The sequence below is a fragment of the Micromonospora sp. NPDC047521 genome (assembly GCF_055587305.1).
This window is the reverse complement of record NZ_JBVJGN010000001.1, coordinates 698,259-722,818: the sequence shown is the minus strand read 5'-3', so window position 1 is coordinate 722,818 and position 24,560 is coordinate 698,259. Positions and strand designations below refer to the sequence as shown.

Here is a 24,560-nt window from a genome sequence, read left to right as displayed (position 1 = left end):
TCGCGGCATGTCGGAGCACTCAGCGAACCCCTCATCGACGGTCGCCGCAACCGGCCGTCCCCTGGCGGTCAAGGCCGTAATCCCGGCCGCCGGACTGGCCACCCGCTTCCTGCCGGCCACCAAGGCGGTGCCCAAGGAGCTGTTGCCGGTGGTGGACCGGCCGGTGCTGCAGTACATCGTCGAGGAGGCCACCCAGGCCGGCATCGGCGACGTGTTGCTGATCACCGGTCGGGGTAAGACGTCGATGGTGGACCACTTTGACCGTCGCCCCGACCTGGAAACCAGGCTGGAGGAGAAGGGCGACGCCGAGCGGCTGGCCGCCGTGCGCCGGCCCAGCGAGCTGGCCGAGATCTACACGGTCCGCCAGCCCGAGCAGCTCGGCCTCGGCCACGCCGTCGGGTACGCCGAGTCGCACGTCGGTGACCAGCCCTTCGCGGTGCTGCTCGGCGACGAGTTCGTCAAGCCGTCCGAGCCGCTGCTGCCGGCGATGCTGGAGTTGCAGGCCCGCACCGGCGGTGTGGTGCTCGCCTTCTTCGAGGTCGACCCGGCCGACACCAAGCGGTACGGCATCGCCTCCGTCGAGCCCGCCGAGTCGGAGCTGACCGACATCGGCGAGGTCGTCAAGGTGACCGGGATGGTGGAGAAGCCGCAGCCCGAGGACGCGCCGAGCAACCTCGCGGTGCTCGGCCGGTACGTGCTGCCCGGCAAGATCTTCGACGCGATCCGGCGGACCAAGCCGGGCAGCGGCGGCGAGATCCAGCTGACCGACGCCATGGAGCTGCTGCGCACCGAGGGCGTGCCTGTGCACGCGATCGTCTACCGGGGCACCCGCTACGACACGGGTATGCCACTGGGCTACCTCCAGACGGTCGTGCAGATCGCCGCCGAACGCGAGGACCTCGGCACCGAGTTCCGCTCCTGGCTGGCCGAGTTCGTCAAGGCCGACGCGGCAGGCGGAACTGGTACATGACAGCGACGGCCGACGCCGAGGCGGCCGCGAACGAGTTGACGCCGCTCGCCGACTACCTGGGCAGCGTGCTGCGCAGGTTACGAGCGCTGCCGCCACTCGACCTCGACCTCACCCAGGCACACGGCAACGTCCTCGCCGAGGACGTGGTCGCGCCGCACGCGTTCCCGGCCTTCGACCAGGCGGCCGTGGACGGGTACGCGGCCCGCTGGGAGGACATCTCCGGAGGGGGTCGGGGCCCGAGTTACGTCCCGGCCCCCTCCGGCACGCCCGGCGGGCGGACCATCCGCCTCAACGTGGTCGGCGACCTCGGCGCGGCCAGCTGGCGACCCGTCCGGCTCACCCCGGGCTCGTGCTTCTCGGTGGCCGCCGGGGCGCCGCTGCCCGTCGCCGCCGACGTGGTGGTCCCGGTGGAGTGGACCGACCAGGGCATGGCCGCCGTGGAGATCTTCCGCACCCCCAAGCGGGGGTACGGCGTCCGCCGCGCCGGTGAGGAACTGCCCGCCGGCACCCTGCTCGCCCGCGCCGGCACGTACGTCTCCCCGGCCCTGGTCGCGGTCTTCGCCGCCACAGGCATCGGGCACGTGGTGGTCCGGCCCAGCCCACGGGTGGTCATCGTGGCGACCGGCGACGAGTTGGTCGACGTGGGCCGGGGCAGCCAGCCCGGGCAGGTGGTGGACGCCAACTCGCACGCGTTGACCGCCGCCGCGGCCGAGGTGGGCGCCCTGGCGTACCGGGTGGGGATCTGCGACGACGACCCGGAGGGGCTGCGCGGGCTGCTGGAGGACCAGACCCTGCGCGCCGACCTGATCATCACCACCGGCGGCACCGGCACCGGCCCCGGCGACATGGTGCGTCGCATCCTGTCCCGCCGCGAGGGCGGCCGTGCCGGCCCGGTCACGTTCACCGACGTGGCGCTCTATCCCGGCACCGCGCTCGGGTTCGGCACGGTCGGCGCCGAGGAGGTGCCGGTGGTCTGCCTGCCCGGCGACCCCGGCGCCGCGCTCATCGGCTTCGAGGTGCTGGCCCGCCCCGCCATCCAACTGCTCGCCGGTGCCGAACCGGTGTTCCGACCCAGCGTCCGGGCGCACCTGCTGGAGACCGTGTCGTCGCCGGGCGGGCTGCGCGAGTTCCGGCCCGCGCACGTCGCCGAGCGGCGCGGCGGCGGGTACACGGTGCAGCCGCTGCGCGGTGGGCCGTTCACCCTGTCCGGGCTCGCCGAGGCGAACGGTCTGCTGGTGCTCGGCGAACGGGTCACCACCGCCGCCGCCGGTTCCACCGTGGACGTCCTGCTGCTGGACCGCCGCCGGTGACGGCTTCGCGGTGTCACCGGCACATCGTGGGTCCACTTGCGCACGAACCGGTCCCGCGCGGGAGACTGTGCGGGTGAGTCTCTTCGGACCAGCCCGGGCGCCCGGATGGCCGGCGGTGCTGGTCGACGGTCCGGTGCTGCTGCGGCCGTACCGGCGCTCCGACGCGGCGGCCTGGTCGGAGGTACGCCGGGCCAACCGGGCCTGGCTGGCGCCCTGGGAGTCGTCGCTGCCGGGCAGTTGGGACGAGATGAACTCACCTGCCGCGTTCCGCTGGGTGCACCGCGACCAGCGCCGGTCCGCGCGCGAGGGCGAGGGCATGCCCTTCGCGGTCTGCCTGCGCGAAGCCGACCGGGACCGGCTGGTCGGGCACCTCAACGTGGGCAGCATCGTGCGGCGGGCGTTCTGCTCCGGGTACGTCGGCTACTGGGTGGACGCCCGCGTCGCCGGCCAGGGAGTGATCCCGACGGCGCTCGCGCTCGCCGTCGACCACGCGTTCGGCCCGGGTGGGCTGCACCGGGTGGAGGTGAACATCCGTCCGGAGAACCGGCCGTCCCGTCGGGTGGTGGAGAAGCTCGGCTTCCGCGAGGAGTCGTACCACGTGCGCTACATGCACATCGACGGCGCCTGGCGGGACCACATCGGATACGCGATGACCAGCGAGGAGATCGCCGCCGAGGGCGGACTGCTGGCCCGCTGGCACCGGGTACGCGCCGCCGCACGGTGAGCCGTCCCACGGACGGGATCGGCGCGGCGCGGTGGCATGACGGTCGGTGCGCCGTAACCTCAAGTAACTGCAAGCTGTGGCAAGCGCTGCCTGTCCGGACGATCCACGCACCCGAGCGCGATTGGTGGAAGATCCTGCGGTCCGGCGGCGGTTGCTCCGAATTCGGTGACGGGAGGGGTGAGGGTGCCGACCTCGGTGCTCCTCGCCGTCCTCGCCGCCGCCGGCCTGCTCGCCCTGGCCCCGGCGCTGGTCCGCCGGTACGACGCCACCGAGCGGCTGGTGGCGGAGCGGGCGCAGTCGACGGCGCGGGTGCTCCAGCGCCGTCGACGGCGTCGCACTGTGCCGGGCCGCAAACCGGTCCAGCCGCCACGCTCACTCGTCGTCACCCTGAGTGAGGATGCGACTACGGGGACGTTGGTGGTGCCGGTCTCCGCGCCGCCGGTGGCCCGCCGCTCCGGCCGGCTGCGCGCCGTGCCACCCGCCGCGAAGCGACCCCGCCGACGGCCACCCCGCCGGCACCACACGCCAGCTGTCTACCGACGCCGCCGCGTCCTCGCCGCCCTGCTGCTCCTCAACGTCGTCGAACTGATCGGCGTGCTGTTCGTCAGCCCCGGCTTCTGGATCAGCTTCGGGGTCACCTTCCTGCTGCTGGCCGCCTACGTCGTCCACCTGCGTGGTCAGGCCCTCGCCGGACGCCGTCGCCGCCGCGCCCGCGCCCGCGAGGCGGCCTGGCTGGCCGCCCGGCAGGCCGAGGTGCGCCGCGAACAGGCCCGCCGCGCCGCCGCCCGCCGGGAGGCCCAGCGCCGCCTCGCCGCCCAACGCGAGGGGGTACGCCGCGCCGCGATGGGCCTCGACCGACCCGGGGACCTGCCGGCCGCAGTCAACGGCGGTTCGGTGTCGTACCGGCGCGCGGGAGGCCTGCGCGGCCGCCCCTACGAGGCCGGCCGGGGCGCCTGAGTGCCTTGTCGGCGCGCACCCAAGTGGATCTCCGACAGCGTGACGTCGCCGCGCCGGGGGCGGATTCGCGGTGAGGGTCGGCGACCTGTTAGCCTTGCTCCCGGCCCGCCCGGTGTAAGCCGGGTGGGACCGAAGCCGGTTCGCCGGCGGGGGGCTGTGGCGCAGACTGGTAGCGCACCTCGTTCGCATCGAGGGGGTCAGGGGTTCAAATCCCCTCAGCTCCACCCCAGATCAAAGGCCGTTTCCGCCAGGCGGAAACGGCCTTTCTCGATCTTGCCCTGCTGGGCTGCTCAGCGGATTCAGAACCGCGTGCCGGTCATCCCCGCCGGGCCCGTACGGCGTAGGCGGCGCTTCGCGGCAGTGGGCCGACGTCGGAGTGGCGGCCGGGACGCATGGCCGCGTGTCGTTGGCCGGGGCCGGCGCCGTCACGGGCGGCGAGAGTGTCAGCGACCGCGCCGGTGACGAAGCCGTAGATGGACTTGTGCAGGACATCGACTGCGAGTTCGGAGCGCGGCCAGGTCAGCGGCGGGGCACCCACGCCTGTGGCGTTCTCGAGAATCTGGTCGCTTGTCAGCCGCGCGGCGGTGAACATGCTCGACGCCCAGACGCCCCGCAGGCCGACCTGCGCCATCGTGCTGCGCAGCACGCCGACGAGTGCGCCCTGGCCGTAGTGCATCGCGAGGTTCCGCCACCGCGGCTGCCGGGTCGGCGCCTCGGGCATGCCGGTGATCCGTGCCAGGACGCGGGCCGGCACGTACGAGTCGGGGCGTCCGGTCACCCGCTGCTCCAGCTTCTCCGCCGCGGTCATCACCGCGGCTCCCGCCAACCCGGCCACCAGCCCCTGCCACACCGCTCGCTTCAGCATGGCGATTCCGTACCCATCGGTTGGTCGGCCACACCCCGACCGCCGCGCGAACCCTTCCGGCGGACCGAAGGCCCTAGTAGTGGTCGTCGATCGGCCGGCGGGCCTCGTCGAACAGCGCCGGGCCCTCGTACCGCACCGGGGGCAGCGGCGGTGTGGCCGGCTTGACCTGCTCGAACTGTTCGCTGGACAGGGCGTACACCACCCGGCCGAGGCCGGAGCGGTCGATCGCGGTCGCGCACATGGGGCAGGGCTGGCAGCTCGTGTACATGGTGGTGCCGGCCGCCACGTCGGGGGCGAGTTGCCGGGCGGCCCAGCGGGCGAGTTTCAGTTCCGGGTGGGCGGTGATGTCCGAGTCGGAGACCACCGTGTTGTGGTCCTCGATCAGGATCGTGCCGTCCGCGCCGACGAGCAGCGAGCCGAACGGCCGCTCGCCTGATGCCCCCGCCTCGTCGGCGATGGCCACGGCTCGGCGGAGGAACTGCTCGTCGTCTGGCGTCATCGGTCCTCCTGGAAGGTGCGGTGGTACGCGGCCACGGCCGCGAGGGTCTGCCATGCGCGTTCGGGTTGACGGATCTCGGTGAGGTCGCCGTTGAACGGGTCGAGTACGACCGTCTCGGCGCCGAGCAGTCGGATCTGGTCGAGGTCGGCGAGGATCTGCTCGATGGTGCCGACACCGGCGAGCCGGTCCGGCGTGGTGACCGGTTCACGGGTCTCGCGGAGCGCGATGCGCGGCGTCATCGGGGGTGCCGGGCGACCCAGTTCGTCGGCGATGGCCTGGAGTCGTCCCGCCGCCTCGGTCAGCCATCCCGGCGTGAACCGGAGCGGATGCCATGCGTCGCCGAGGCGTACGGCGCGACGCATTCCGGCGTCGCTGTTGCCGCCGACCCAGAGCGGGATGGGTTCCGTGTCGTAGTCGTCGGTGTCGCGCCAGGCGTCACGCATGGCGTGCAGGTACTCGTCGGTCAACGCGCCGCGCCGCCGGTACGGCACGCCGAGCGCCTCGAACTCCTGCCGCGCCCAGCCGACCCCGACGCCGAGGACGAGCCGGCCGCCGCTGAGCCGGTTGAGGTTGGCCGCCATCCGGGCGGTGAGCAGCGGATGCCGGTACGGGACGATGAGCACCGTGGTGCCCAGCCGGATCCGGTGGGTCAACCCGGCCAGCCAGGACAGCGTGGTGAACGGCTCGTAGAACGGCGCAGGATACTGCTCGGCCACGTCCGGGGTCACCGCGATGTGGTCGGAGACCATCAGCATGTCGAAACCGAGGCCCTCGACTGTCTGCGCCCACTGCCGCAGCATCTCGGGGTCGGTGCCGGGGGCGAAGTTCGGGACGTTCACGCCAATCCGCACAGGGTCGAGGCTAGTCAGCGGACACCCGGCCTGTGAACGCCATTCCCACTGACCCGCTCAGGCGAAGCGTTCGGTCGTCACGGGGATCAGGCCCTGCTCTCGCAGAACGCTCGTCAGCTCGGACAGCGCCACACCCACGGCTGCGTCGGTCGGCTCGGATCTCATCAGGACGGTCAGGTCGAGACACCAGGCGAGGCCGTGACCAATTCGGCGCAGGTCCCAGCTGAGAAGGGTGCCGCCCTCGTCCAGGTGACCGCCGGCGAGCGATCCGGCGTCCCCGCCCTCTGCCGTCCGCCAGCGCGACCGGAGGTGCGTCACCTGTTCCGGCCGCAGGTCGCCGGCGAAGAGAACCCGGTACACGCGCCGCTCGCGGAACCCGCTCGGTGGCCGCGCGGGGCGGAGCCGCAGCGGGGGAGCGGACGCCAGATCCAGGCGCTCGCGGAAGTACGTGCGCAGCACCGCCTCCGCGGGCAGGTCGCCCCCACCGAGCGTGCGGTGAACGCTCTCGGCCACCTGACGGGAGGTGGGCACCACCCGCGCCCGCAACTCCGGGTCGCCGCGCAGGCCTCGGCTGAAGGAGGCGGAGCTCCACCAGCCGTCATCCGACGTGGTCCAGCCGGCGCTGTCCAACCCCGCCGTCGTGTGGTCAGCGTGCCGGACGAACTCCTCGACGACGATTCCCCGCACCTCAGGCCCGCTCTGTCCGGCCAGCACGAGGTAGTAGTCCAGTGGCCGCGCGGCGGTACCCAGCGATGTGGCGATCACGGTCGTAACCGTAGCGGGGAGAGCGGCTAGCATCCGGATGCCGACGTGAGGAGCCCTGATGACAGCCACGACCCAGACCCGGTTCGGCCTCGTCGGCAGCGGCTGGCGGGGCGAGTTCTTCCTGCGCCTGGCCCGACTTCTACCCGAGCGGTTCCGGGCGACCGGGGTGGTTACGCGTACCGCGTCGCGCGGTGACGTGGTGACGGCCGGGTGGGGTGTGCGGACCTTCCGCACGACGGCGGAGCTGCTCGCCCACGAACGGCCGGACTTCGTCATCGTGTCGGTGCCCTGGTCGGTGACGCCCGAGGCGACCCGTGAGGTGGTCGCGGCAGGTGTGCCGGTGCTCGCCGAGACGCCGCCCGCCCCCGACGTGGAGGGGTTGCGGTCGCTCTGGTCGGACGTCGGCGGCAGCGGTCTGGTGCAGGTCGCCGAGCAGTACCTGCTGATGCCCGGGCACGCGGCCCGCCTGGAGGTGATCCGCGCCGGGGTGCTCGGCGAGCCGACCTCGGTGCAGATCTCCTCGACGCACCTCTACCACGCCGTGTCGCTGATCCGTGGCCTGCTCGGCGTCGGGTACGACGCCGCCGAGGTCAGCGCGCGGGCGTTCGTCGCGCCGCTGGCCAACCCGCTGTCGCCCGGCGGCTGGAGTGGCGACAGCACCCCGCAGCAGCTCAGCACCACCCTCGCGACAATCGACTTCGGCGGGCGGATGGGTCTGTACGACTTCACCGACAACCAGTGGTGGAACCCGCTGCGTACGCGTCGGCTGGTGGTCCGGGGATCGCTCGGCGAGCTGGTCGACGACCGGGTCGTCCGCCTGGTCGACCCGGGCACGCCTGTGGAGTCGGCCCTGATCCGGCGGCAGACCGGCCTCGACCTGAACCTCGAAGGGCTCGACCTGAAGCACATCAGCTTCGACGGCCGCGTCGTCTACCGCAATCCGTTCGTCGGCAGTGGAATGTCCGACGACGACATCGCGGTTGCCGACATCCTCGCCCGTACCGGGTCGTGGGCACGGGACGAGGGGCCGGCGCCCTACCCGCTGGCCGAGGCGTGCCAGGACCACCTGGTCAGCCTCGCCATCGAGGAGTCGGTACGCACCGGGCGTCCGGTCGTCACCGCCGAGGAGGCGTGGGCGCGGTAGTCCTCGTACGGAACCGCAGTGGGGCCGGCCCTGCGGACCGGCCCCACGCCCGTCCGTCAGGGCTTCCAGGAGCCGGCGGTCTCGAACCGGTGCTGGTACTCCAGCACCCCCGAGGTGTCGTGCACGTCGAACACCACGCTGCCGGTGCGCCTGCTGCCGGCCGTGAGGTCGCTGCCGGCGGGCATCGGCTTACCGCAGCCGGAGAACACCCCACCCACCGCGTTCTTCTCGGTGCCGTCGGCGGCGACCCACTGGAAGAAGAGCGGGTTCGCCGAGCCGGTGCCCCTGGTCACCGTCACCGTCACGTCGGCGATCACGTACATGCCCTCGTCAGGCTTGAGGCCGTACGACTTGCAGGGCTTGGTGGCGGTGCTGAACTTCGTCACGGTGATCTCGACGGTGCCGTCGTCACCATCGATGACCAGGGTGTCCCCGGCCGACATGTTCCGGGTGTCGCCGGTGGCCGACCGTGGGGTCGGCTTCGGCGGGTCGGCCGGTGGCTGGCCGACGCCCCGGGTCGCATGGGGCGTGGGCAGCGCCTCGGTCACCTGGTTCCCGGCACGGTTCGCGCCGATGACCGCCGCCACGATGCCTCCGGCGCAGCAGAGCAGGGTGAGCAGGGCAGCCGTGACTGCGACGGCCACGACTGTCGTCTTGGAGTTCTTCGGTGGCACGGGCGGGGGCATGGTGATCGGGTGGCCGGGACCACCGGCCGCCGGGTACGCGCCCCCGGAGAACGGCGGCGGTGGCCACGTCTGGTCGGGAGCGGCAGCGGTTGCGAACGGCGGCTGCGGTGTCGGTGGTGCCCACTGGCCCGATGTGCCCGGCTGCGGTGTCGCCGGGATCGCCTGCGTCGGCGGCTCCGGGTTCGGCTGCTGAGGGTCCTGCGGCCCGACGGGGGGCTGGGGGTGGGTCACCGTACTCCTTGACGCCTCGGTACGTGCGGTTCGGGAACCCGCCGACGCTACCGTGCGTCGTCGACAGCCCTGTCGTCGCGCCGCAGCGCGTCCACATCCGATCGGAACCGACCAGGATGGACACCCGGAGGGTCAGCGGGGCAGCAGGACGGCGGCGGTGCGGGCCAGCCCGTCGGCGACGACGAACCGTCCGCTGATCGTCGCGGGCGGGTCGACGACGTCGGCGGCGTCCACCCGGGCCGGTGCGATGCGGGCCGTGAACGTGCCGGCGTCCGGGTCCACCTCCAGCCGTGCGTCGTGGAAGTCGAGCCAGCTCCCGACGATCGGGTGCCAGACCTTGTAGACGGTCTCCTTGGCGCTGAAGAACACGACAGGCCAGGAGATGCCGGCGGGAAGCCGTTCGCAGGCCTCCTCCTCCTCGGGCAGCAGCACGAGTCGGCGTACCCCCTGGTTGATCTCGCGGTGCTGCTCGGCGTCCATCCCGACGGACCTGATGTCGGTGCTGCGCGCTGCGGCTGCGGCGCAGTAGCCGGTGGTGTGGGTGATGCTGCCGACCACCCCGGCCGGCCAGACGGGCGCGCGGTCGGCGGCGGCCGGGACGGCCGTCGGCGTGAGGCCCAGGACGGCCATCGCCCGGCGGGCGCAGACCCGCCCGGCCGTGAAGTCCCGTCGGCGGGCCTGCACTGCCTGCGCGCTGAGGCCTGCCTGTTCGGCGGCGAGCAGTTCGCCGGTCCAGTCGTCGGCGGTGGCGACGGCCACGGCGACCGATGGCGGCAGGAGATCACGCACAGCTGCCCCCTACTGACGGGTAGTAGCGGGGCGATCGCTCAATCGTCAAATTTCCGACTCCCACGACCGCCGAAGGTACCGCAAAGATGTATCACCGGAGGGACGCGTCGCGCCCTCCTGATGGCTCCGGGGGGACCACCATCAATTACTGGCCGGGCACGGCAGCCGCCAGTCCGTGGACATCTGGAGAGGACATGCGATGACCGATGGTGCGGAACGGCCGGGAGGGCGGGTTGACGATCACGCCCCGACGACCCCCGGCTGGAGCTGCGGCTCCTGCGGTGAGGAGTGGCCGTGCGCGACGAAGCGCAGCCGGCTGCTGGCGGAGTACGGGGGTGACCGGGCGATGCTCAGCGTCTATCTGGGCTCCTGTCTCGCCGCCGCCACGGAGGATCTGCGCGCCGCCCCGGTGATGTCGCTCCAGGACCGGTTCATCGGTTGGCTGCCCCGCGGCACGCGACGCGCCTGAAGACGCCTGTGGCCCCGCCGTCGGGCGGGGCCACCGGGCGGGCGGGTCGGCTCAGGCGCGCCGGGGCCGCCGGGTCAGGGCGAAACCCACCACTCCGGCCACCGCGGCGAGCACGCCGCCGACGCCGGTCCAGATCCAGCGCGAGCCGAGATCCGGCAGCCAGTCCGCGGGCCAGTCGCCGTCGTCGTCGGCCTCCGGGTCCACCGGGGGTACGGCGTTGAGCACGGTGCCCGCCTTCGTGTTCGGCACCAGCGGCGCGGCCAGTTCGCCGTCGTCGGCCGAGGCACCCCGGTCGGCGATGGTGCCGACCAGCAGGTCGACGTCGATCGGCGCGCCCAGGTCCGGCTCGGGCAGGTCGATCACGGAGAGCCGGATGACGTACGTGCCGGGCAGCGGGTCGGCCGACCACGGTTCCGCCCAGGGGCGTACCTCCCGCAGCGTGCAGCCCAGCGCCACGCTCGACGTCTGCGCGTCCACGGTCGGGGTCTGCGCCCCGGCGGTACACGCCTGACGCCGGCGCAGCCCGTCGAAGACGTCGACGGTCCAGGTGGAGGCGCCGCCGCGTGCCTTGGGGAAGGTGACCGTGGCGTTGATCTCGTGCACCTGGCCGGCCGTCGCCTGGAACGACCAGTAGAGGTGGTCGCCGATCGAGGCGTCCACCCGTACCGGCTGGCCGGCGGTGATCGGAGTGGCGGTGAGGAACGACGTGCCGGCCCGGTTGACGGGCGTGGCACCGGGCGAGGGCGTCGGTGCGGCGGCGGCCGCGGCGGGCAGCAGCGTGGCCGCACCCGCGGCGAGCAACGCCGCCATCGACCGGAACGGTGCGGTACGCATCAGTTCTCCCTCCAGGTGGCGACCCACCAGCGGGTGAGCAGTCCGGCGAGCAGACCGGTGAGCAGTCCGGCCACGGTGAGCAGGACCAGCAGCATCCAGCCCCGGCCGAGGTCCGGTCCATTCGGTGCGGGCGCGGCGGCGACCACGTCGATGGTCAGCTCCACGGGCATGCCGGGGGTGGCGGCGGTGCCGGGGCGCGCGGCGAACGAGTTGCTCACCACGAGGCACACGGTGGTCGGCTCCACGACGGGCGCCGACGTCTCTTCGGCCTCGGTGGCGTCCTCGTCGTCGGCGGTGGCCGACCAGCGCAGCCCTGCGGAGAGCACGTCGGCCCGTCCGCTGCCGGCGTCCGCGCCGCGGACCAGTTCCCGGCCGTCGGCGGCGGTGGCCCGCAGCAGCACGCCGTAGTCCCGGTTCACCGGCCGGTCCAGCGCCATGCTCACCGATGCGCGCAGCTCCTGGCCGGGGCGCACCGGCACCCGGTACCAGCGGTGCTCGGAGAACGCCTCCCGGTCGGCGTACACCCCGGGGGCGAGCAGCGGCGCCGACGCGCAGGCGTTCGCGCCGCCGACGACTGTCGGCGCCCGGGTGTGGGTGTCGCCGGCGCGTTCGACAAGTTGTTTGATCCGGCCGGTCAGCTCCTCGGCGCTCTGCGCGGCGGTGTACGTGCCGCCGGTCGCCCCGGCGATGCACAGCAGCTGCCGGCGGACCTTCTCGTCGGGTGCCAGGCCCAGGGTGTCCACCACCAGGCTGGTGCCCTGGGCGGCCAGTTCCCGGGCCACCTCGCACGGGTCCGGCGGGGCGCAGGTGTCCTCCCCGTCGGTGATAAGCACGATCCGGCGGGTGGTGGCCCCGGTGCCCAGGTCCTGCGCGGCGGAGCGCAGCGCCAACCCGACCGGTGTGAACCCGGTCGGTCGAAGGGTCGCCACGGCCGCCTTGGCCGCCGACCTGTCGACCGGGCCGACCGGGACGATCTGCTGGGTGTCCTGGCAGCCGACCTTCTTGTCCTTGCCCTTGTACGTCGCGCCGAGCACCCGGATGCCGAGCTGTGTCTCCGCCGGCAGTGCGTCGACCACCTCGTTGAACGCCTGCTGCGCGACCGAGATCCGGCTACGTCCGTCGATGTCGGCGGCCCGCATCGAGCCGCTGACGTCGAGTACCAGTTCGACCCGGGGCGGCTCGGCCACCGGCTCCTCGTCGCCGGCCGCCGCCGGGGCCGGCCCGGTCAGCGCGGTGGTCGCCAGCAGTCCGAAGAGGACGGCCGCCGATCGTCTGAAGTTGATCACGGCCCGCAGTGTAGTGAGATCCACTTTGGATGATCATCGGGGTGCCCGGTCCGTCCGAGGCGCTCCGACCAGGCTCTCGATCGACCTGACCCGCGCTCTGGGTCCACGCCAGGTCACCCTCGGTCAACTATCGGAGGACGAATATCGGATCGGCCACCATCCGTCGGAAATCTGACCCAAGTCGACCCGTTGTGCCGGTGGTGCGCCGTGGTTAAGCTCTTCATGCGCGCCCCAATCGCCCGCTTCCCCCGTGGCAGGCGATCGGGGCGCGCGTCTTTGTCGAACGGGCCCCCACGCTGCACGCGTGGGGGCCCGTTTCCGTCGCGCTGTGCGGCGCGTCGCCTGCCGGTGCCTATATCCAGCGGCCGTCCAGCCACATCCGGGACAGCCAGTCCGAGTACGGGATCAGCTTGCCCACGAAGATCGGATAGAAGTACGCGAAGCAGGCCGCCACCAGCAGCACGTACGCCCCGGCCGCGATGCTGCCGACGAGCCGCCTCTCGTAACCTGGGTCACCCGGGACCAGCGGGGCCACGTCACCTACCTCACCACCCGCCGGGGCGATCAGCGCGCCCAGCACGTACACCACGGCGAGCACCAGGAACGGCAGCGCCGGCGCGGCGTAGAACGAGAACATCGTCCGACCCTGGAGAGCGAACCAGAACCAGGGCAGCAGCCCCGCCGCCACGGTCAGCAGGATCGCGCCGGCCCGCCAGTCGCGGCGGGCCACCCCGAGCCAGGCCAGCGCCACCAGGGCGGGCAGGAACGACCACCACAGCAGCGGGGTGCCGAGCAGCAGGATCTCCGACGCGCAGCTCGGCGCGCCGCAGGCGCCCTCGCCGGACCAGTGGAACGCCACCGGGCGCCCGAGCAGCAGCCACTGCCACGGCCACGACTGGTACTTGTGCGCGTCGTCGAGCTGGGCGTGGAAGCCGTACGCCGCGCGGTGGTACTCGAAGAGGTTGATCAGCGGCCCGATCACCGGGCGGTCACTGAGCGGGGCGTTCGGGTAGGACGACGCGAGCCGGTAGTAGCCGTCGTCGGTGAGCAGCCAGCCCGACCAGGTGGCCAGGTAGGTGCCGACGATGAGCACACCGGCGAGCACCAGCCAGGGCAGTTCGTCGAGCAGCGTGTCCCGCAGGGGCCGGCGGACCCCCGCCGAGCGGCGGACGCCGACCTCCCAGAGGATCACCAGCAGCGCGAAGACCGGAACGAAGTACAGGGCGCTCCACTTCACCGCGCAGGCGCAGCCGATCAGCACCCCGGCGGCCAGCCGCCACCACGGCCAGGTGCGCCACCCGGTCGGCGGCCGGCCCGCGCGGCCCGGTCGGCTCGGGTCGAGCCCGTCGTCGAGCGCGCGTGCCCAGCGGCGACGGCTGGCGTCCCGGTCGAGCACCAGGGCGCCGAAGGCGGCCAGCACGAAGAACAGCAGGAAGATGTCGAGCAGCGCCGCGCGGGACAGCACCAGGTGGAAGCCGTCCAGCGCGAGCAGCAGGCCGGCCGCGCAGCCCAGCACCGTCGAGCGGAACATCCGCCTGCCGATGCGGACCAGCAGCAGCACCGACAGCGTGCCGATGACGGCAGCCGAGAACCGCCAGCCGAACTCCGGGGCGGTGGTGAACAGGTGCCCGGGCACGGAGACCCGCGAATCGGCGTCCTGGTAACCGAAGGCCCACTCGCCGAGGCCGATGAGCCACTTGCCCAGCGGCGGGTGCACCACGTACGACGGGACGTTGTCCTTGTAGTTCCACTCGACGCCGCGGCTGATCAGCCCGTAGCCGTCCTTGGCGTAGTACGTCTCGTCGAAGATCTTGCCCTTGGGGCTGGACAGGCCGACGAAGCGCAGGATCCCCGCGATGGCCACCACCACGGCGGTGGCCAGCCACGAGAACCGGTCCAGTTGGTTGTCGACCGTGGCGAACCGTCGGCGGACCACGGCGGCCACCCCGCCGCCACCGGCACTCGGGGGGGTCGGCTCCGCCTCGGGGCTGTGGTCGCTCGTCACCTCGACCATCTTTGCCGGCTCGGCGCTCGGGCTCTGCGCTGTCGACGCACTCGTCACCCGGCGATCGTAGGCTGCCAAGGTGTCCGGTGGCGCCCGTCGTCCCTGATACCGGTATCCGCTGTCAATGAAGGAGACGAATTCGTGGGTGAAATGTCCGAAGCTGGACGCCTGACCCTGCTCGGCGCCCCGCTCGGCAACCCCGCCGACGCCTCGACCCGGTTCCGGGAGGTGCTGACCAGCGCCGACGTGGTGGCCGCCGAGGACACCAGGCGGCTCACCCGGCTCGCCCGTGACCTCGACATCACCATCGGCGGCCGGATCGTCTCGTACTTCGAGGGCAACGAGGAGCGCCGCACGCCCGAGCTGGTCGAGGTCATTCTCGGCGGGTACGTGGTCGCGCTTGTCACCGACGGTGGGATGCCGAGCGTCTCCGACCCCGGCTACCGGCTGGTCCGTGCCGCGCTGGACGTCGGCGCGCCGGTCACCGTCGCGCCCGGCCCCAGCGCGGTGACCACCGCGCTGGCCGTCTCCGGGTTGCCCTGCGACAGGTTCTGCTTCGAGGGCTTCCTCCCGCGCACCCCCGGCGCCCGCCGCACCCGCCTGCGCGCCCTCGCCGCCGAGGAGCGCACCCTCGTCTTCTTCGAGGCGCCCCACCGGATCGGCGCGGCGCTCACCGACCTGGCCGACACGTTCGGCGCGGACCGGCCCGCCGCGCTCTGCCGCGAGCTCACCAAGACGTACGAGGAGGTGCTCCGCCGTCCGCTCGGCGACCTGGCCCGGTGGGCCGCCGAGGGTGATCCGCGCGGAGAGATCACCCTGGTGGTGGCCGGCGCCCCGGCGATCCCGCGGGAACGCCCCGACGACGACACCCTGCGCGCGGCGGTCGCCGAGCGCGAGGCGGCCGGCCGCTCCCGCCGGGACGCGATCACCGACGTCGCCACCGAGTACGCGCTGCGCCGCCGCGACGTCTACACGATCGTGCACAGCTGACCGCGGCTCGCGCCGACGGCCTGTTCACCAGGCGGCGGCGAGGAACCCGAGGGTGATCAGCGCGGGGCCGGCGAGCGCGGCGGCCACCGCCAGGCGCCGGTGCCGCCGCCCGGGCAGCCGGGTCGAGCCGGTCCACCGGGCGATGCCTGCGGCGCAGCCGAGCACCACCAGCAGGCCGGGCAGCCAGCGCAGGTGCCGGGTCAACCCGGTGTCGGCGTACGCGGTGCCCGCGTCCGGGCCGGTCATCCGCGCCGGCAGCGACGTGCCCGGCGTATCGCGTCCGGCAGGTACGCCGCTGACCCGTACCCCGTGCGCCACGAACCGTCCGTCGTCGGCGGTGAAGATTCCCCGGCAGCGCTGGGTGAGCCCGGCGCCGGAGCAGCCGTCCACCACCACCGTGCCGACCCGGGCGTGCCCGACCGCGAGCCAGAACGGGCCGGCGCTCACCCAGGCGAAGAAGGCCACGACCAGGCTCAGCAGGACCAGCGCGGTGAGGCCGGGCAGCGGGTCCGGCGGTCGGGGGGTACGCGCGGGCGAGCGGCGTCCCGCCGGGCCGGAACCGCGCTCCCGCTCCGCGGCGGCGTCCTCCCGGACCGGTGTGCCGTCCCAGTGCACCTGCTCGATCGGCGCCCAGAAGGCGCTGTCGTCGTCGGCCGGCACGTCGCCGTCGGCGCGGCTGGCGTCGCGGTGCCAGCGGCTCTGCTGCCGTACCGGCACGCGGCGGGGCACCGCGTCCACCGGCGCACCCGTGGTCGGCTCCACCTCGACGGCCTCCACCCGGTCCGGCCCGGTGGGGGTCGTCGGCGCGGCGGGCCGGGTCGGGCCGGGCACCGGCGCCGTCGGGCCGGAACGGGCTGCGGGTGTCGGCGCGGCGGACGCCGGACGGGCCGGGGTGGCGTCGAGCCCCGCCGCCGCACGCCCCGCCGGTGTCGGGCGCTGTTCCCCAGCGGGGCCCGGACGTGCGCCGGCGCCCGGGTCGGTGACCGGCACCAGCCGCGGTTGGGGCGGGACGCCTGCGGCCCGGGACCCGCCGACCTCGGAGCCGGCGTCGTCGTCGACAGCCGACCCGGTGTGCCTGTCGTCCTGGTCCCGCGCCGCTCGTCTGCCACTCACGACGTTCATTGCACACCTGCGAAGGAGGCGGAACGGGCAGCTCGGACGCGTGTCGGCGACAAATCGGACCAACGGCCGGGGTGGTCGGCCCGGTCCGCCGGCCCGGCACCCCCTATTGGTTCGCGGGCGCCCGGCACGGGTCACTAGGCTTGCTGCTCATGAGTCACGTTCTCGCGGCAGTGGCCTGGCCGTACGCCAACGGCCCCCGCCACATCGGCCACGTCTCCGGTTTCGGCGTTCCCTCCGACGTCTTCGCCCGGTACATGCGGATGGCCGGCCACGACGTGCTCATGGTCTCCGGCACCGACGAGCACGGCACCCCCATCCAGGTGCAGGCCGACGCCGACGGGGTGACCCCGCGCGAGTTGGCCGACAGGTACAACAGGGTGATCGTCGAGGACCTGCACGGCCTCGGGCTGTCCTACGACCTGTTCACCCGCACCACCACCCGCAACCACTACGCGGTGGTGCAGGTGCTGTTCGAGGGGATGTACCGCAACGGCTACATCGTGCCGAAGACCACCATGGGCGCGATCTCGCCGTCCACCGGGCGCACCCTGCCCGACAGGTACATCGAGGGCACCTGCCCGATCTGCGGGTACGACAGCGCGCGCGGCGACCAGTGCGACAACTGCGGCAACCAGCTCGACCCGATCGACCTGATCGACCCGAAGTCGCGGATCAACGGGGAGACCCCGAAGTTCGTCGAGACCGAGCACTTCTTCCTGGACCTGCCGGCCCTGGCCGACGTGTTGCGGCAGTGGCTGGACACCCGGGAGGGGTGGCGGCCCAACGTGCTGCGGTTCTCCCGCAACCTGCTCGACGACCTCCAGCCCCGGGCGATCACCCGTGACCTGGAGTGGGGTGTACCGATCCCGCTGGACGACTGGCGGGACCGCCCCGACAAGCGGATCTACGTCTGGTTCGACGCGGTGATCGGCTACCTGTCCGCCTCGATCGAGTGGGCCCGCCGCTCCGGCGACCCGGACGCGTGGCGGAAGTGGTGGTCCGCCGACGGTCAGGGTAAGGACGCCCGGTCCTACTACTTCATGGGCAAGGACAACATCGTCTTCCACTCGGTGATCTGGCCGGCGCTGCTCTCCGGCTACTCCGGTGAGGGCTCCCGCGACGGTGAGCCGGGTGGGCTGGGCCGGCTCAACCTGCCCACCGAGGTCGTCTCCAGCGAGTACCTGACCATGGAGGGGCGCAAGTTCTCCTCGTCCCGCAAGGTGGTCATCTACGTCCGGGACTTCCTGGAGCGCTACGACGCCGACGCGCTGCGCTACTTCATCGCCGCGGCCGGCCCGGAGAGCAACGACACCGACTTCACCTGGGCCGAGTTCCTGCGCCGCAACAACGACGAGCTGGTCGCCGGATGGGGCAACCTGGTCAACCGGTCGATCTCGATGGCGGCGAAGAACTTCGGGGCGATCCCGCCGGTCGACCCGGCCGGGCTCACCGAGGCCGACGAGGCGCTGCTCGCGGTGGCCCGCGCCGGGTTCGGCACGGTCGGTGACCTGATCGGCAGGCACCGGCAGAAGCAGGCGATCGGCGAGGCCATGAGGGTGGTGGCCGAGGCGAACAGGTACCTGTCCGAGCAGGCGCCGTGGAAGCTCAAGGGCGAGGCCGACAAGCCCCGCCAGGGCACCATCCTGCACGTCGCCCTCCAGGTGGTCAGCGACGCCAACACGCTGCTCACCCCGTTCCTGCCGCACTCCGCGCAGCAGGTGCACGAGCTGCTCGGCGGCACCGGCGTGCACGCGCCGATGCCGGTCATCGAGCAGGTCGACGACCTCGACGGCGGTCCGTCGTACCCGGTGCTGACCGGGGACTACACCGTCGGCGTGCGCTGGGAGTCGGTGCCGATCGAGGCGGGCCGGCCGCTGGCCGCGCCGAAGCCGGTGTTCCGCAAGCTCGACCCGTCGATCGTCGACGAGGAGCTGGCCCGGCTGGCCGGCTGAGCGTACGAGCCGCGCGGCGGGAGCACATCGCCCCGCCGCGCGGCGTCACATCGCGTACCTGGCGTCCAGCACCTGGTCGTCGGTCACCTCGGCGCCGGGCGCCCAGGTCTCGTAGACGCCACGGTCGTGGCACTGTGCGCCGGTGGCGACAACGGCGTCCGGGTCGGGGAAACGCAGCCGCAGCCGCAGCCAGCCGGCCTCCTCGCGCAGCACCAGGCAGGGCACACCCCGCCACCGCGCGAACCGGAGCCGGCGGGCCACCGCGTCCACCGGGTAGCGGGCCGCCCGGGTCATGGCCAGCACCCGGAACCCGCCGGGCAGGTCCGCCACCGCCTCGTACTCGGTGTCGCCGTGCACGCCGACGAGCTGCGTGGAACGCGGCGCGTCCCCGGTCGGCACGTACTCCTGGTCGGGAGAGAGGCCGGGCACCGCGGACAGCAGGTGCCGCCACTGCGGGCCCACCATCCGCAGCCAGCCGCGCTGCTCCGCCTGGTAGGTGTACAGCACCACCTCCACCCCCTCGCTCGGGTAGGCGAGCAGGGCGGCGTTCGCTGGCATCGGCAGGTCCGCGAAGTCCCGGGTGATGAACTCCGGGATGAGCTGACCGTTGCTCGGCACGAAACCCGTACCCAGCACCGGGGGGCCCAGCCGGTCCCGGGACGCCAACGCGGTCAGGCCACTGTGCGCCTCGCCGACCGGCACGTCGTAGTCGCCAGGGTCGGCGGCCCGCCACCGCAGCGCGTACGCCACGTCGGAGCCGTCCCGACCGACCTCGCCGTCGGTGCGCAGCACGGTGGTCGCCGACGGCGTACGCAGGTGCGCCACGTCGTGTTCCCGGTAGCAGAAGCCGTGCGGCAGCCAGCCCCGTACGTAGCCGGCGAGCTGGCGGGCGGAGAGCACCTTCACCATCCGGGTGCCCCGCCGTACGACAGCCGACGCGCGCGCCGCGACCAGCAGCGGGTCGCCGGAGGCGGACGGCTGCTGGCTGAGCTGGTGCAGGTGCGCCCACCCGCGTTCCCGGTGCGCCGGCATCATCAGCGGCGTGTCCGGCTCCTCGACCGGCTGCGTCGCCCCGTGTACGGCGGACACCTCGGTGACGTGCACGAACCTGCGCCACGGCAGGGCGCTGCCCGGACGGGGCGCCCACTCGAAGCCGGTCACCTCGTCGGCGCTGAACAACTCGTACGCGGCGCCCCGGGCGATCTCCTCGGCCGGGTACACGCCGCCGTCGAACGCCACGCGCAGCCCGGTGCGCTCGCTGGCGGGACTGCTGGGCTCGCTCACGCGGCGACGCTAGAGTCGCGCGGCGTAGTCGAGGTGAACGCCGGGTGGCGGGCGGATGGCCAGGCCCGGTGTGTGATGCTGTCGCTGATGAGCGAGCCGACTGAAACCCGCCGTGAGCGTGCCGCCCGGCGGGCCGGAGAGTTCCCGCCCGCCCCCGAGCCGCTGCCCCGGCCGGTGCTGGACAGCCACACCCACCTGGACATCACCGTCAGCGAGGCCGGTGTGCCCGGCGGTGGGCCGGCCGACGACCCGGTCGCCGCTGCGGTCGCGGTGGCCGCAAAGGTCGGCGTGGACCGGCTGGTCCAGGTGGGCGTGGACGTCGCCTCCTCCGGGTGGGGCGCGGACACCGCCGACGCGTACCCGGCGGTGCTGGCCACCGTGGCGCTGCACCCCAACGAGGCGCCCCGGCTGCCCGACCTCGACGAGGCGCTGCGGGAGATCGAGTCGCTGGCCGCCCGCGACCGGGTCCGGGGGATCGGCGAGACCGGGATGGACTTCTTCCGTACCGGCGACGAGGGCCGCGCCGCGCAGGAGGCGAGCTTCCGGGCGCACATCGCCATCGCGAAGCGGTACGACAAGGCCCTGGTCATCCACGACCGGGACGCGCACGCGGACGTGCTGCGGATCCTCGACGACGAGGGCGCCCCGGACACGGTGGTGCTGCACTGCTTCTCCGGTGACGCGGAGTTCGCCAGCGAGTGCGTCCGCCGGGGCTACCTGCTCAGCTTCGCCGGCACCGTCACCTTCGCCAGCGCCACCGCACTGCGGGAGGCCGCCGCGCTCACTCCGGTGGACCAGCTCCTGGTGGAGACCGACGCCCCCTACCTCACGCCGACGCCGCACCGGGGCCGCCCGAACGCCTCGTACCTGATCCCGCTGACCGTCCGGTCGCTCGCCGAGACCACGGGCACCGACCTCGACGAGCTGTGCGCGGCGATCTCGGCGACCGGCGACCGGGTCTTCGGCCCGTGGTGAGCCTGCTCGGCCCGGCGGAGATCCGGGAACTCGCCGCCCGTCTGGGCGTCGCGCCCACCAAGAAGTTGGGCCAGAACTTCGTGCACGACCCCAACACCGTGCGTCGGATCGTCACGGCCGCCGGCCTGACCCCCGACGACGTCGCTCTGGAGGTCGGCCCGGGCCTCGGCTCGCTGACCCTGGGACTGCTGCCCGTCGCCGGGCACGTGCACGCCGTGGAGATCGACCCGGTGCTCGCCGGGGCGCTGCCGGAGACCGTCGCCCGGCACGCCGGCGCGGACGCCGGCCGGCTCACCGTGCACCGCGCCGACGCGCTGCGGATCGACCCCGCCGAACTGGCCGACCCGGCACCTACCGCGCTCGTCGCGAACCTGCCGTACAACGTCGCAGTGCCTGTGGTGCTGCACCTGCTCGCCGCGCTGCCCAGCCTGCGGCATGGCCTGGTGATGGTGCAGAAGGAGGTCGCCGACCGGCTGGTCGCAGGTCCCGGCTCCAAGGTGTACGGCATCCCGTCGGTCAAGCTCGCCTGGTACGCCCAGGCCCGCAGCGCCGGCCGGGTGCCGCCGAACGTGTTCTGGCCGGTGCCGAACGTCGACTCCGGCCTGGTGGCCTTCACCTGTCACGAGCCGCCCCGCGCCGACGTACCCCGGGAGCGGGTCTTCGCCGTTGTGGACGCGGCGTTCGCGCAGCGCCGCAAGACCCTGCGCGCCGCGCTGGCCGGCTGGGCCGGCGGCGCGGACCGGGCCGCCGCCGCGCTCACCGCGGCCGGCGTCGACCCCGGCGCCCGGGGGGAGTCGCTCACCGTCGCGCAGTTCGCCGCCATCGCCGCGTCGGCTCCGGTCGGTACGCCGGCCGCGAAGTAGGCTGTCGCCGTTGCCCGCCGAGGACGCCGAGGAGCAGATCGTGGCCAAGCCGTTCGACATCCGCCTGCCCGTACGGGATGTCACCCCGTGACCGAGGCCTGGCGACCGGACGGCGAGGACGAGCGACGCGGGGCCACCGGCCCGGTGCGGGTACGGGTGCCCGCGAAGGTCAACCTGCACCTCGGGGTGGGTCCGCTGCGCCGTGACGGTTACCACGAGCTGAACACCGTCTACCACGCCATCTCCATCTACGACGAGCTGACCGCCCGGCGGGGCGACACGTTGGCGTTGACCATGGAGGGGGAGGGCACCGGCGAGCTGGCGCTCGACGACTCCAACCTGATCATCCGTGCCGCGCACGCCCTCGCCGGGTACGCGGGGGTGCTCCCGCACGCCCGCCTGCACCTGCGCAAGCAGATCCCCCTCGCCGGTGGGCTGGCCGGTGGCAGCGCCGACGCGGCCGCCGCGCTGGTGGCCTGCGACGCGCTGTGGGGGACGGGCCTGTCCCGGGACGAACTGGCCGGGATCGCCGCCGACCTCGGCTCCGACGTGCCGTTCCTGATCTACGGGGGCACCGCGCTGGGCACCGGTCGGGGCGAGGCGGTCAGCCCGGTGCTGGTCCGCCCGACGTCCTGGCACTGGGTGGTGGCCATCGCCGACGCCGGCCTGTCCACCCCGGCCGCGTACCGCGAGTTGGACCGGCTGCGTGAGGCGGGCACCGCCGGTGTGCCGCTGGGCAGCACCGACGCGCTGCTGGGTGCGCTGCGTCAGCGGGATCCCCGGGTGCTCGCCCGTACGCTCGGCAACGACCTTCAGGACGCCGCGCTGGCCATGCGCCCGGCGCTGGCCGACACCCTCAAGGCGGGTGAGGCGGCGGGCGCGCTCGCGGGTCTCGTCTCCGGCTCCGGCCCGACGTGCGTCTTCCTCGCCGCCGACGCGGCGAGCGCCGAACGGATCGCCGCCGAGCTGACCAGCGCAGGAGTGTGCCGGGAGGCCCGGGTCGCGCACGGTCCGGTCGCCGGCGCCCGGGTCGGCTGACGGCGGGTCCCGCCAGCCCGGCGCGGGCCGCGGGCGCGCGGCGCGGGTGACCGGAACGCCCGCGTACCCTTGGGTCAGGCGTCCCGAGGTGCCCGCCGGCACCCGGACGCCTTGATCTTGAAGGGTGGAACGTGGCCAACATCGTCAATCTGGACCGGGTGTCCAAGGGGTACGGCGCCGCCGGGCGGCTGCTCACGGACGTCTCGCTCGGCTTGGACGACGCCGACCGGATCGGTGTGGTCGGCCTCAACGGCGCCGGCAAGTCCACCCTGCTGCGCCTGCTCACCAAGCAGGAGGATCCCGATGACGGGCGGGTCACCCACCGCCGTGACCTGCGCGTGCTCTGGCTGCCCCAGCAACTCACCCTCGCCCCCGACGCCACAGTCCGGGACGTCGTGCTCGGCACCGCCTGGCTCGGCGAGGGCATGGGCGCCGAGCACGAGTGGGCCGGCGACGCTGGTGTCCGCAACATTCTCGACGGCCTCGGCATGCCGCACCTCGGCCTCGACCAGCCAGTCGGCCCGATGTCCGGTGGCGAACGGCGGCGGGTGGCGCTCGCCGCGCTGCTCGTCCGCGAATCCGACCTGCTCATCCTCGACGAGCCCACCAACCACCTCGACGTCGGTGGTGTCGACTGGCTGGCCCGGCACCTGGTCGGCCGCCGGGGCGCCCTGGTCGTGGTCACGCACGACAGGTGGTTCCTGGACGCGGTCTGCACCAACACCTGGGAGGTCGCCGACCAGACCGTCCGCGCGTACGAGGGGGGCTTCGCCGCCTGGACCCTCGCCCGCGCCGAACGTGAGCGCGTCGCCGCCGCCACGGAGGCCCGCCGGCAGAACCTGCTCCGCAAGGAGATCGCCTGGCTGCGCCGCGGCCCGCCGGCCCGTACCTCCAAGCCCCAGTTCCGCATCGACGCCGCGAACGCGCTGATCGCCGACGTGCCGCCGGCCCGCGACACCATGTCGTTGCAGCGGATGGCGGTGTCGCGCCTGGGCAAGCAGGTGTACGAGATGGAGAACGTCGAGCTGCACGCCGGCCCGAAGGAGATCCTGCGCGACGTCACCTGGCTGGTCGGCCCCGGTGACCGGATCGCCATTCTCGGCGCAAACGGCGCCGGCAAGACCACCCTGTTGCGGATGCTCGCCGGCATCACCCGCCCGGACGGTGGCCGCCTCAACACCGGCTCCACGGTGCGGCCCGCGTTCCTCTCCCAGGAACTCGCCGAACTGCCCGGGCACCTGCGGGTCCTGGAGGCCGTCGAGGAGGTCGCCCGCCGGGTGCAGCTCGGCGACCGGGAGGTCTCCGCAGCCCAGCTCGCCGAGGTCTTCGGCTTCGACGACCGCCGCCTCTGGACCCCGGTCAGTGACCTCTCCGGCGGTGAACGTCGCCGGTTGCAGATGCTGCGGCTGCTCGCCGGCGAACCCAACGTGCTGCTCTTCGACGAGCCCACGAACGACCTGGACACCGACACCCTCGCCGCGCTGGAGGACCTGCTCGACTCGTGGCCCGGCACGATCATCGTGGCCAGCCACGACAGGTACCTGATCGAGAGGGTCACCGACACGGCGTACGGGATGTTCGGCGACGGCCGGCTCGTGCACCTGCCGGGCGGCGTCGACGAATACCTCGCCAGGACCGCGGAACGGGCCGGCTCTCCTCGGGCGGGCGTCACCTCGACCTCCGAGCCCGCCGCCTCCTCGGGAGGCGGCATGTCCGCCGCCGAGGTGCGTCAGGCCCGCAAGGAGCTGACCCGCCTGGAACGCCAGCTCGGCAAGCTCGACCAGCGTGAGGCCACCCTGCTCGACCAGCTCGCCGCCGACGCCACCGACTACGCCCGGGTCGCCGAGCTGGACACCCAGCTCAAGGACCTGCGGGCCGAGCGGGAGCGGATCGAGGAGACCTGGATGACGCTCGCCGAGGAGCTTCCCGAGAGCTGATTCGGCCGGGCGCG

Annotated in this window: 23 protein-coding genes and 1 tRNA gene; 13 read left to right on the top strand and 11 right to left on the bottom strand. The window is 73.3% G+C overall.

The window, feature by feature from the left end; genetic code table 11:
- Positions 1-7 precede the first annotated feature (7 nt).
- The 5 genes from ACZ6N8_RS03425 (at position 8) to ACZ6N8_RS03405 (ending at position 4,185) form a co-directional block, all read left to right on the top strand.
- On the top strand, positions 8-970 hold the full coding sequence (locus ACZ6N8_RS03425; RefSeq protein ID WP_466007172.1) for a UTP--glucose-1-phosphate uridylyltransferase: 963 nt from the start codon (positions 8-10) through the stop codon (positions 968-970).
- Entirely contained in the window at positions 967-2,280 is a 1,314-nt protein-coding gene (locus ACZ6N8_RS03420; protein WP_139582488.1) for a molybdopterin molybdotransferase MoeA, read from the top strand. The genes ACZ6N8_RS03425 and ACZ6N8_RS03420 overlap by 4 nt, the downstream gene beginning before the upstream one ends.
- Before the next feature lie 73 nt (positions 2,281-2,353).
- On the top strand, positions 2,354-3,004 hold the full coding sequence (locus tag ACZ6N8_RS03415) for a GNAT family N-acetyltransferase (RefSeq protein WP_139582490.1): 651 nt from the start codon (positions 2,354-2,356) through the stop codon (positions 3,002-3,004).
- A gap of 177 nt (positions 3,005-3,181) precedes the next feature.
- Complete coding sequence (gene sepX / locus ACZ6N8_RS03410; protein ID WP_364368411.1) at positions 3,182-3,961, top strand: divisome protein SepX/GlpR; 780 nt, start codon at positions 3,182-3,184, stop codon at positions 3,959-3,961.
- A gap of 150 nt (positions 3,962-4,111) precedes the next feature.
- A tRNA-Ala gene (locus ACZ6N8_RS03405) sits at positions 4,112-4,185 on the top strand.
- Positions 4,186-4,277: 92 nt separating this feature from the next.
- On the opposite strand, the gene ACZ6N8_RS03400 is transcribed toward ACZ6N8_RS03405, so the two are convergent.
- From ACZ6N8_RS03400 to ACZ6N8_RS03385, 4 genes are all read right to left on the bottom strand, one after another.
- Entirely contained in the window at positions 4,278-4,826 is a 549-nt protein-coding gene (locus tag ACZ6N8_RS03400) for a hypothetical protein (RefSeq protein ID WP_364368396.1), read from the bottom strand.
- 73 nt (positions 4,827-4,899) lie between these two features.
- A complete protein-coding gene (locus ACZ6N8_RS03395) occupies positions 4,900-5,325 on the bottom strand; it encodes a nucleoside deaminase (RefSeq protein ID WP_364368393.1) in 426 nt (141 codons plus the stop codon).
- A complete protein-coding gene (locus ACZ6N8_RS03390) occupies positions 5,322-6,176 on the bottom strand; it encodes a TIGR03619 family F420-dependent LLM class oxidoreductase (RefSeq protein ID WP_466007169.1) in 855 nt (284 codons plus the stop codon). Before ACZ6N8_RS03390 ends, ACZ6N8_RS03395 begins: the two co-directional genes overlap by 4 nt.
- A 57-nt stretch (positions 6,177-6,233) precedes the next feature.
- Positions 6,234-6,941, bottom strand: coding sequence for a hypothetical protein (locus ACZ6N8_RS03385; RefSeq protein ID WP_466007168.1), 708 nt, complete (start codon positions 6,939-6,941; stop codon positions 6,234-6,236).
- A 58-nt stretch (positions 6,942-6,999) separates the two neighbouring features.
- Here ACZ6N8_RS03385 and ACZ6N8_RS03380 point away from each other — a divergent pair, with 58 nt between their 5' ends.
- A complete protein-coding gene (locus ACZ6N8_RS03380) occupies positions 7,000-8,085 on the top strand; it encodes a Gfo/Idh/MocA family protein (protein ID WP_466007166.1) in 1,086 nt (361 codons plus the stop codon).
- Between the two features lie 56 nt (positions 8,086-8,141).
- Here the strand turns inward: ACZ6N8_RS03380 and ACZ6N8_RS03375 are convergent, their stop codons facing one another.
- Both ACZ6N8_RS03375 and ACZ6N8_RS03370 read right to left on the bottom strand, forming a co-directional pair.
- Positions 8,142-9,002 (bottom strand): DUF4352 domain-containing protein, encoded by an 861-nt coding sequence (locus ACZ6N8_RS03375; protein WP_466007164.1) that lies wholly within the window; start codon positions 9,000-9,002, stop codon positions 8,142-8,144.
- A 132-nt stretch (positions 9,003-9,134) separates the two neighbouring features.
- Positions 9,135-9,791 (bottom strand): 4'-phosphopantetheinyl transferase family protein, encoded by a 657-nt coding sequence (locus tag ACZ6N8_RS03370; protein WP_466007162.1) that lies wholly within the window; start codon positions 9,789-9,791, stop codon positions 9,135-9,137.
- A gap of 199 nt (positions 9,792-9,990) precedes the next feature.
- On the opposite strand from ACZ6N8_RS03370, the gene ACZ6N8_RS03365 reads away from it, so the two are divergent.
- Complete coding sequence (locus tag ACZ6N8_RS03365; RefSeq protein ID WP_364368375.1) at positions 9,991-10,260, top strand: hypothetical protein; 270 nt, start codon at positions 9,991-9,993, stop codon at positions 10,258-10,260.
- A gap of 51 nt (positions 10,261-10,311) precedes the next feature.
- Here the strand turns inward: ACZ6N8_RS03365 and ACZ6N8_RS03360 are convergent, their stop codons facing one another.
- The 3 genes from ACZ6N8_RS03360 to ACZ6N8_RS03350 all read right to left on the bottom strand — a co-directional run bounded on the left by ACZ6N8_RS03360 (position 10,312) and on the right by ACZ6N8_RS03350 (position 14,394).
- On the bottom strand, positions 10,312-11,094 hold the full coding sequence (locus ACZ6N8_RS03360) for a peptidase (RefSeq protein ID WP_466007160.1): 783 nt from the start codon (positions 11,092-11,094) through the stop codon (positions 10,312-10,314).
- Positions 11,094-12,380, bottom strand: a complete 1,287-nt coding sequence (locus ACZ6N8_RS03355; RefSeq protein ID WP_466007159.1) for a VWA domain-containing protein — start codon at positions 12,378-12,380, stop codon at positions 11,094-11,096. Before ACZ6N8_RS03355 ends, ACZ6N8_RS03360 begins: the two co-directional genes overlap by 1 nt.
- Before the next feature lie 352 nt (positions 12,381-12,732).
- Positions 12,733-14,394: a dolichyl-phosphate-mannose--protein mannosyltransferase gene (locus ACZ6N8_RS03350; RefSeq protein ID WP_466007314.1), complete on the bottom strand. Its 1,662-nt coding sequence runs from the start codon at positions 14,392-14,394 to the stop codon at positions 12,733-12,735.
- Positions 14,395-14,535: 141 nt separating this feature from the next.
- Between ACZ6N8_RS03350 and rsmI the strand changes: the two genes are divergently transcribed.
- Positions 14,536-15,375, top strand: a complete 840-nt coding sequence (gene rsmI, locus ACZ6N8_RS03345) for a 16S rRNA (cytidine(1402)-2'-O)-methyltransferase (RefSeq protein ID WP_466007312.1) — start codon at positions 14,536-14,538, stop codon at positions 15,373-15,375.
- A gap of 24 nt (positions 15,376-15,399) precedes the next feature.
- Here rsmI and ACZ6N8_RS03340 read toward each other — a convergent pair whose 3' ends face one another.
- Positions 15,400-16,497: a hypothetical protein gene (locus ACZ6N8_RS03340; protein ID WP_466007157.1), complete on the bottom strand. Its 1,098-nt coding sequence runs from the start codon at positions 16,495-16,497 to the stop codon at positions 15,400-15,402.
- Positions 16,498-16,646: 149 nt separating this feature from the next.
- On the opposite strand from ACZ6N8_RS03340, the gene metG reads away from it, so the two are divergent.
- A complete protein-coding gene (metG, locus tag ACZ6N8_RS03335; RefSeq protein ID WP_466007155.1) occupies positions 16,647-18,449 on the top strand; it encodes a methionine--tRNA ligase in 1,803 nt (600 codons plus the stop codon).
- Positions 18,450-18,494: 45 nt separating this feature from the next.
- Here the strand turns inward: metG and ACZ6N8_RS03330 are convergent, their stop codons facing one another.
- Positions 18,495-19,733 carry a hypothetical protein gene (locus ACZ6N8_RS03330; RefSeq protein ID WP_466007153.1) on the bottom strand — a complete coding sequence of 413 codons (1,239 nt, stop codon included), beginning with the start codon at positions 19,731-19,733 and terminating at the stop codon, positions 18,495-18,497.
- 75 nt (positions 19,734-19,808) lie between these two features.
- Here ACZ6N8_RS03330 and ACZ6N8_RS03325 point away from each other — a divergent pair, with 75 nt between their 5' ends.
- The 4 genes from ACZ6N8_RS03325 to ACZ6N8_RS03310 all read left to right on the top strand — a co-directional run bounded on the left by ACZ6N8_RS03325 (position 19,809) and on the right by ACZ6N8_RS03310 (position 24,546).
- Entirely contained in the window at positions 19,809-20,708 is a 900-nt protein-coding gene (locus ACZ6N8_RS03325) for a TatD family hydrolase (RefSeq protein ID WP_466007152.1), read from the top strand.
- Positions 20,702-21,571 (top strand): 16S rRNA (adenine(1518)-N(6)/adenine(1519)-N(6))-dimethyltransferase RsmA, encoded by an 870-nt coding sequence (gene rsmA / locus ACZ6N8_RS03320; protein WP_364368353.1) that lies wholly within the window; start codon positions 20,702-20,704, stop codon positions 21,569-21,571. The genes ACZ6N8_RS03325 and rsmA overlap by 7 nt, the downstream gene beginning before the upstream one ends.
- An 87-nt stretch (positions 21,572-21,658) precedes the next feature.
- Positions 21,659-22,609: a 4-(cytidine 5'-diphospho)-2-C-methyl-D-erythritol kinase gene (locus ACZ6N8_RS03315; protein WP_387111522.1), complete on the top strand. Its 951-nt coding sequence runs from the start codon at positions 21,659-21,661 to the stop codon at positions 22,607-22,609.
- 131 nt (positions 22,610-22,740) lie between these two features.
- Positions 22,741-24,546: an ABC-F family ATP-binding cassette domain-containing protein gene (locus ACZ6N8_RS03310; RefSeq protein WP_466007150.1), complete on the top strand. Its 1,806-nt coding sequence runs from the start codon at positions 22,741-22,743 to the stop codon at positions 24,544-24,546.
- The last annotated feature ends 14 nt before the right edge of the window (positions 24,547-24,560 follow it).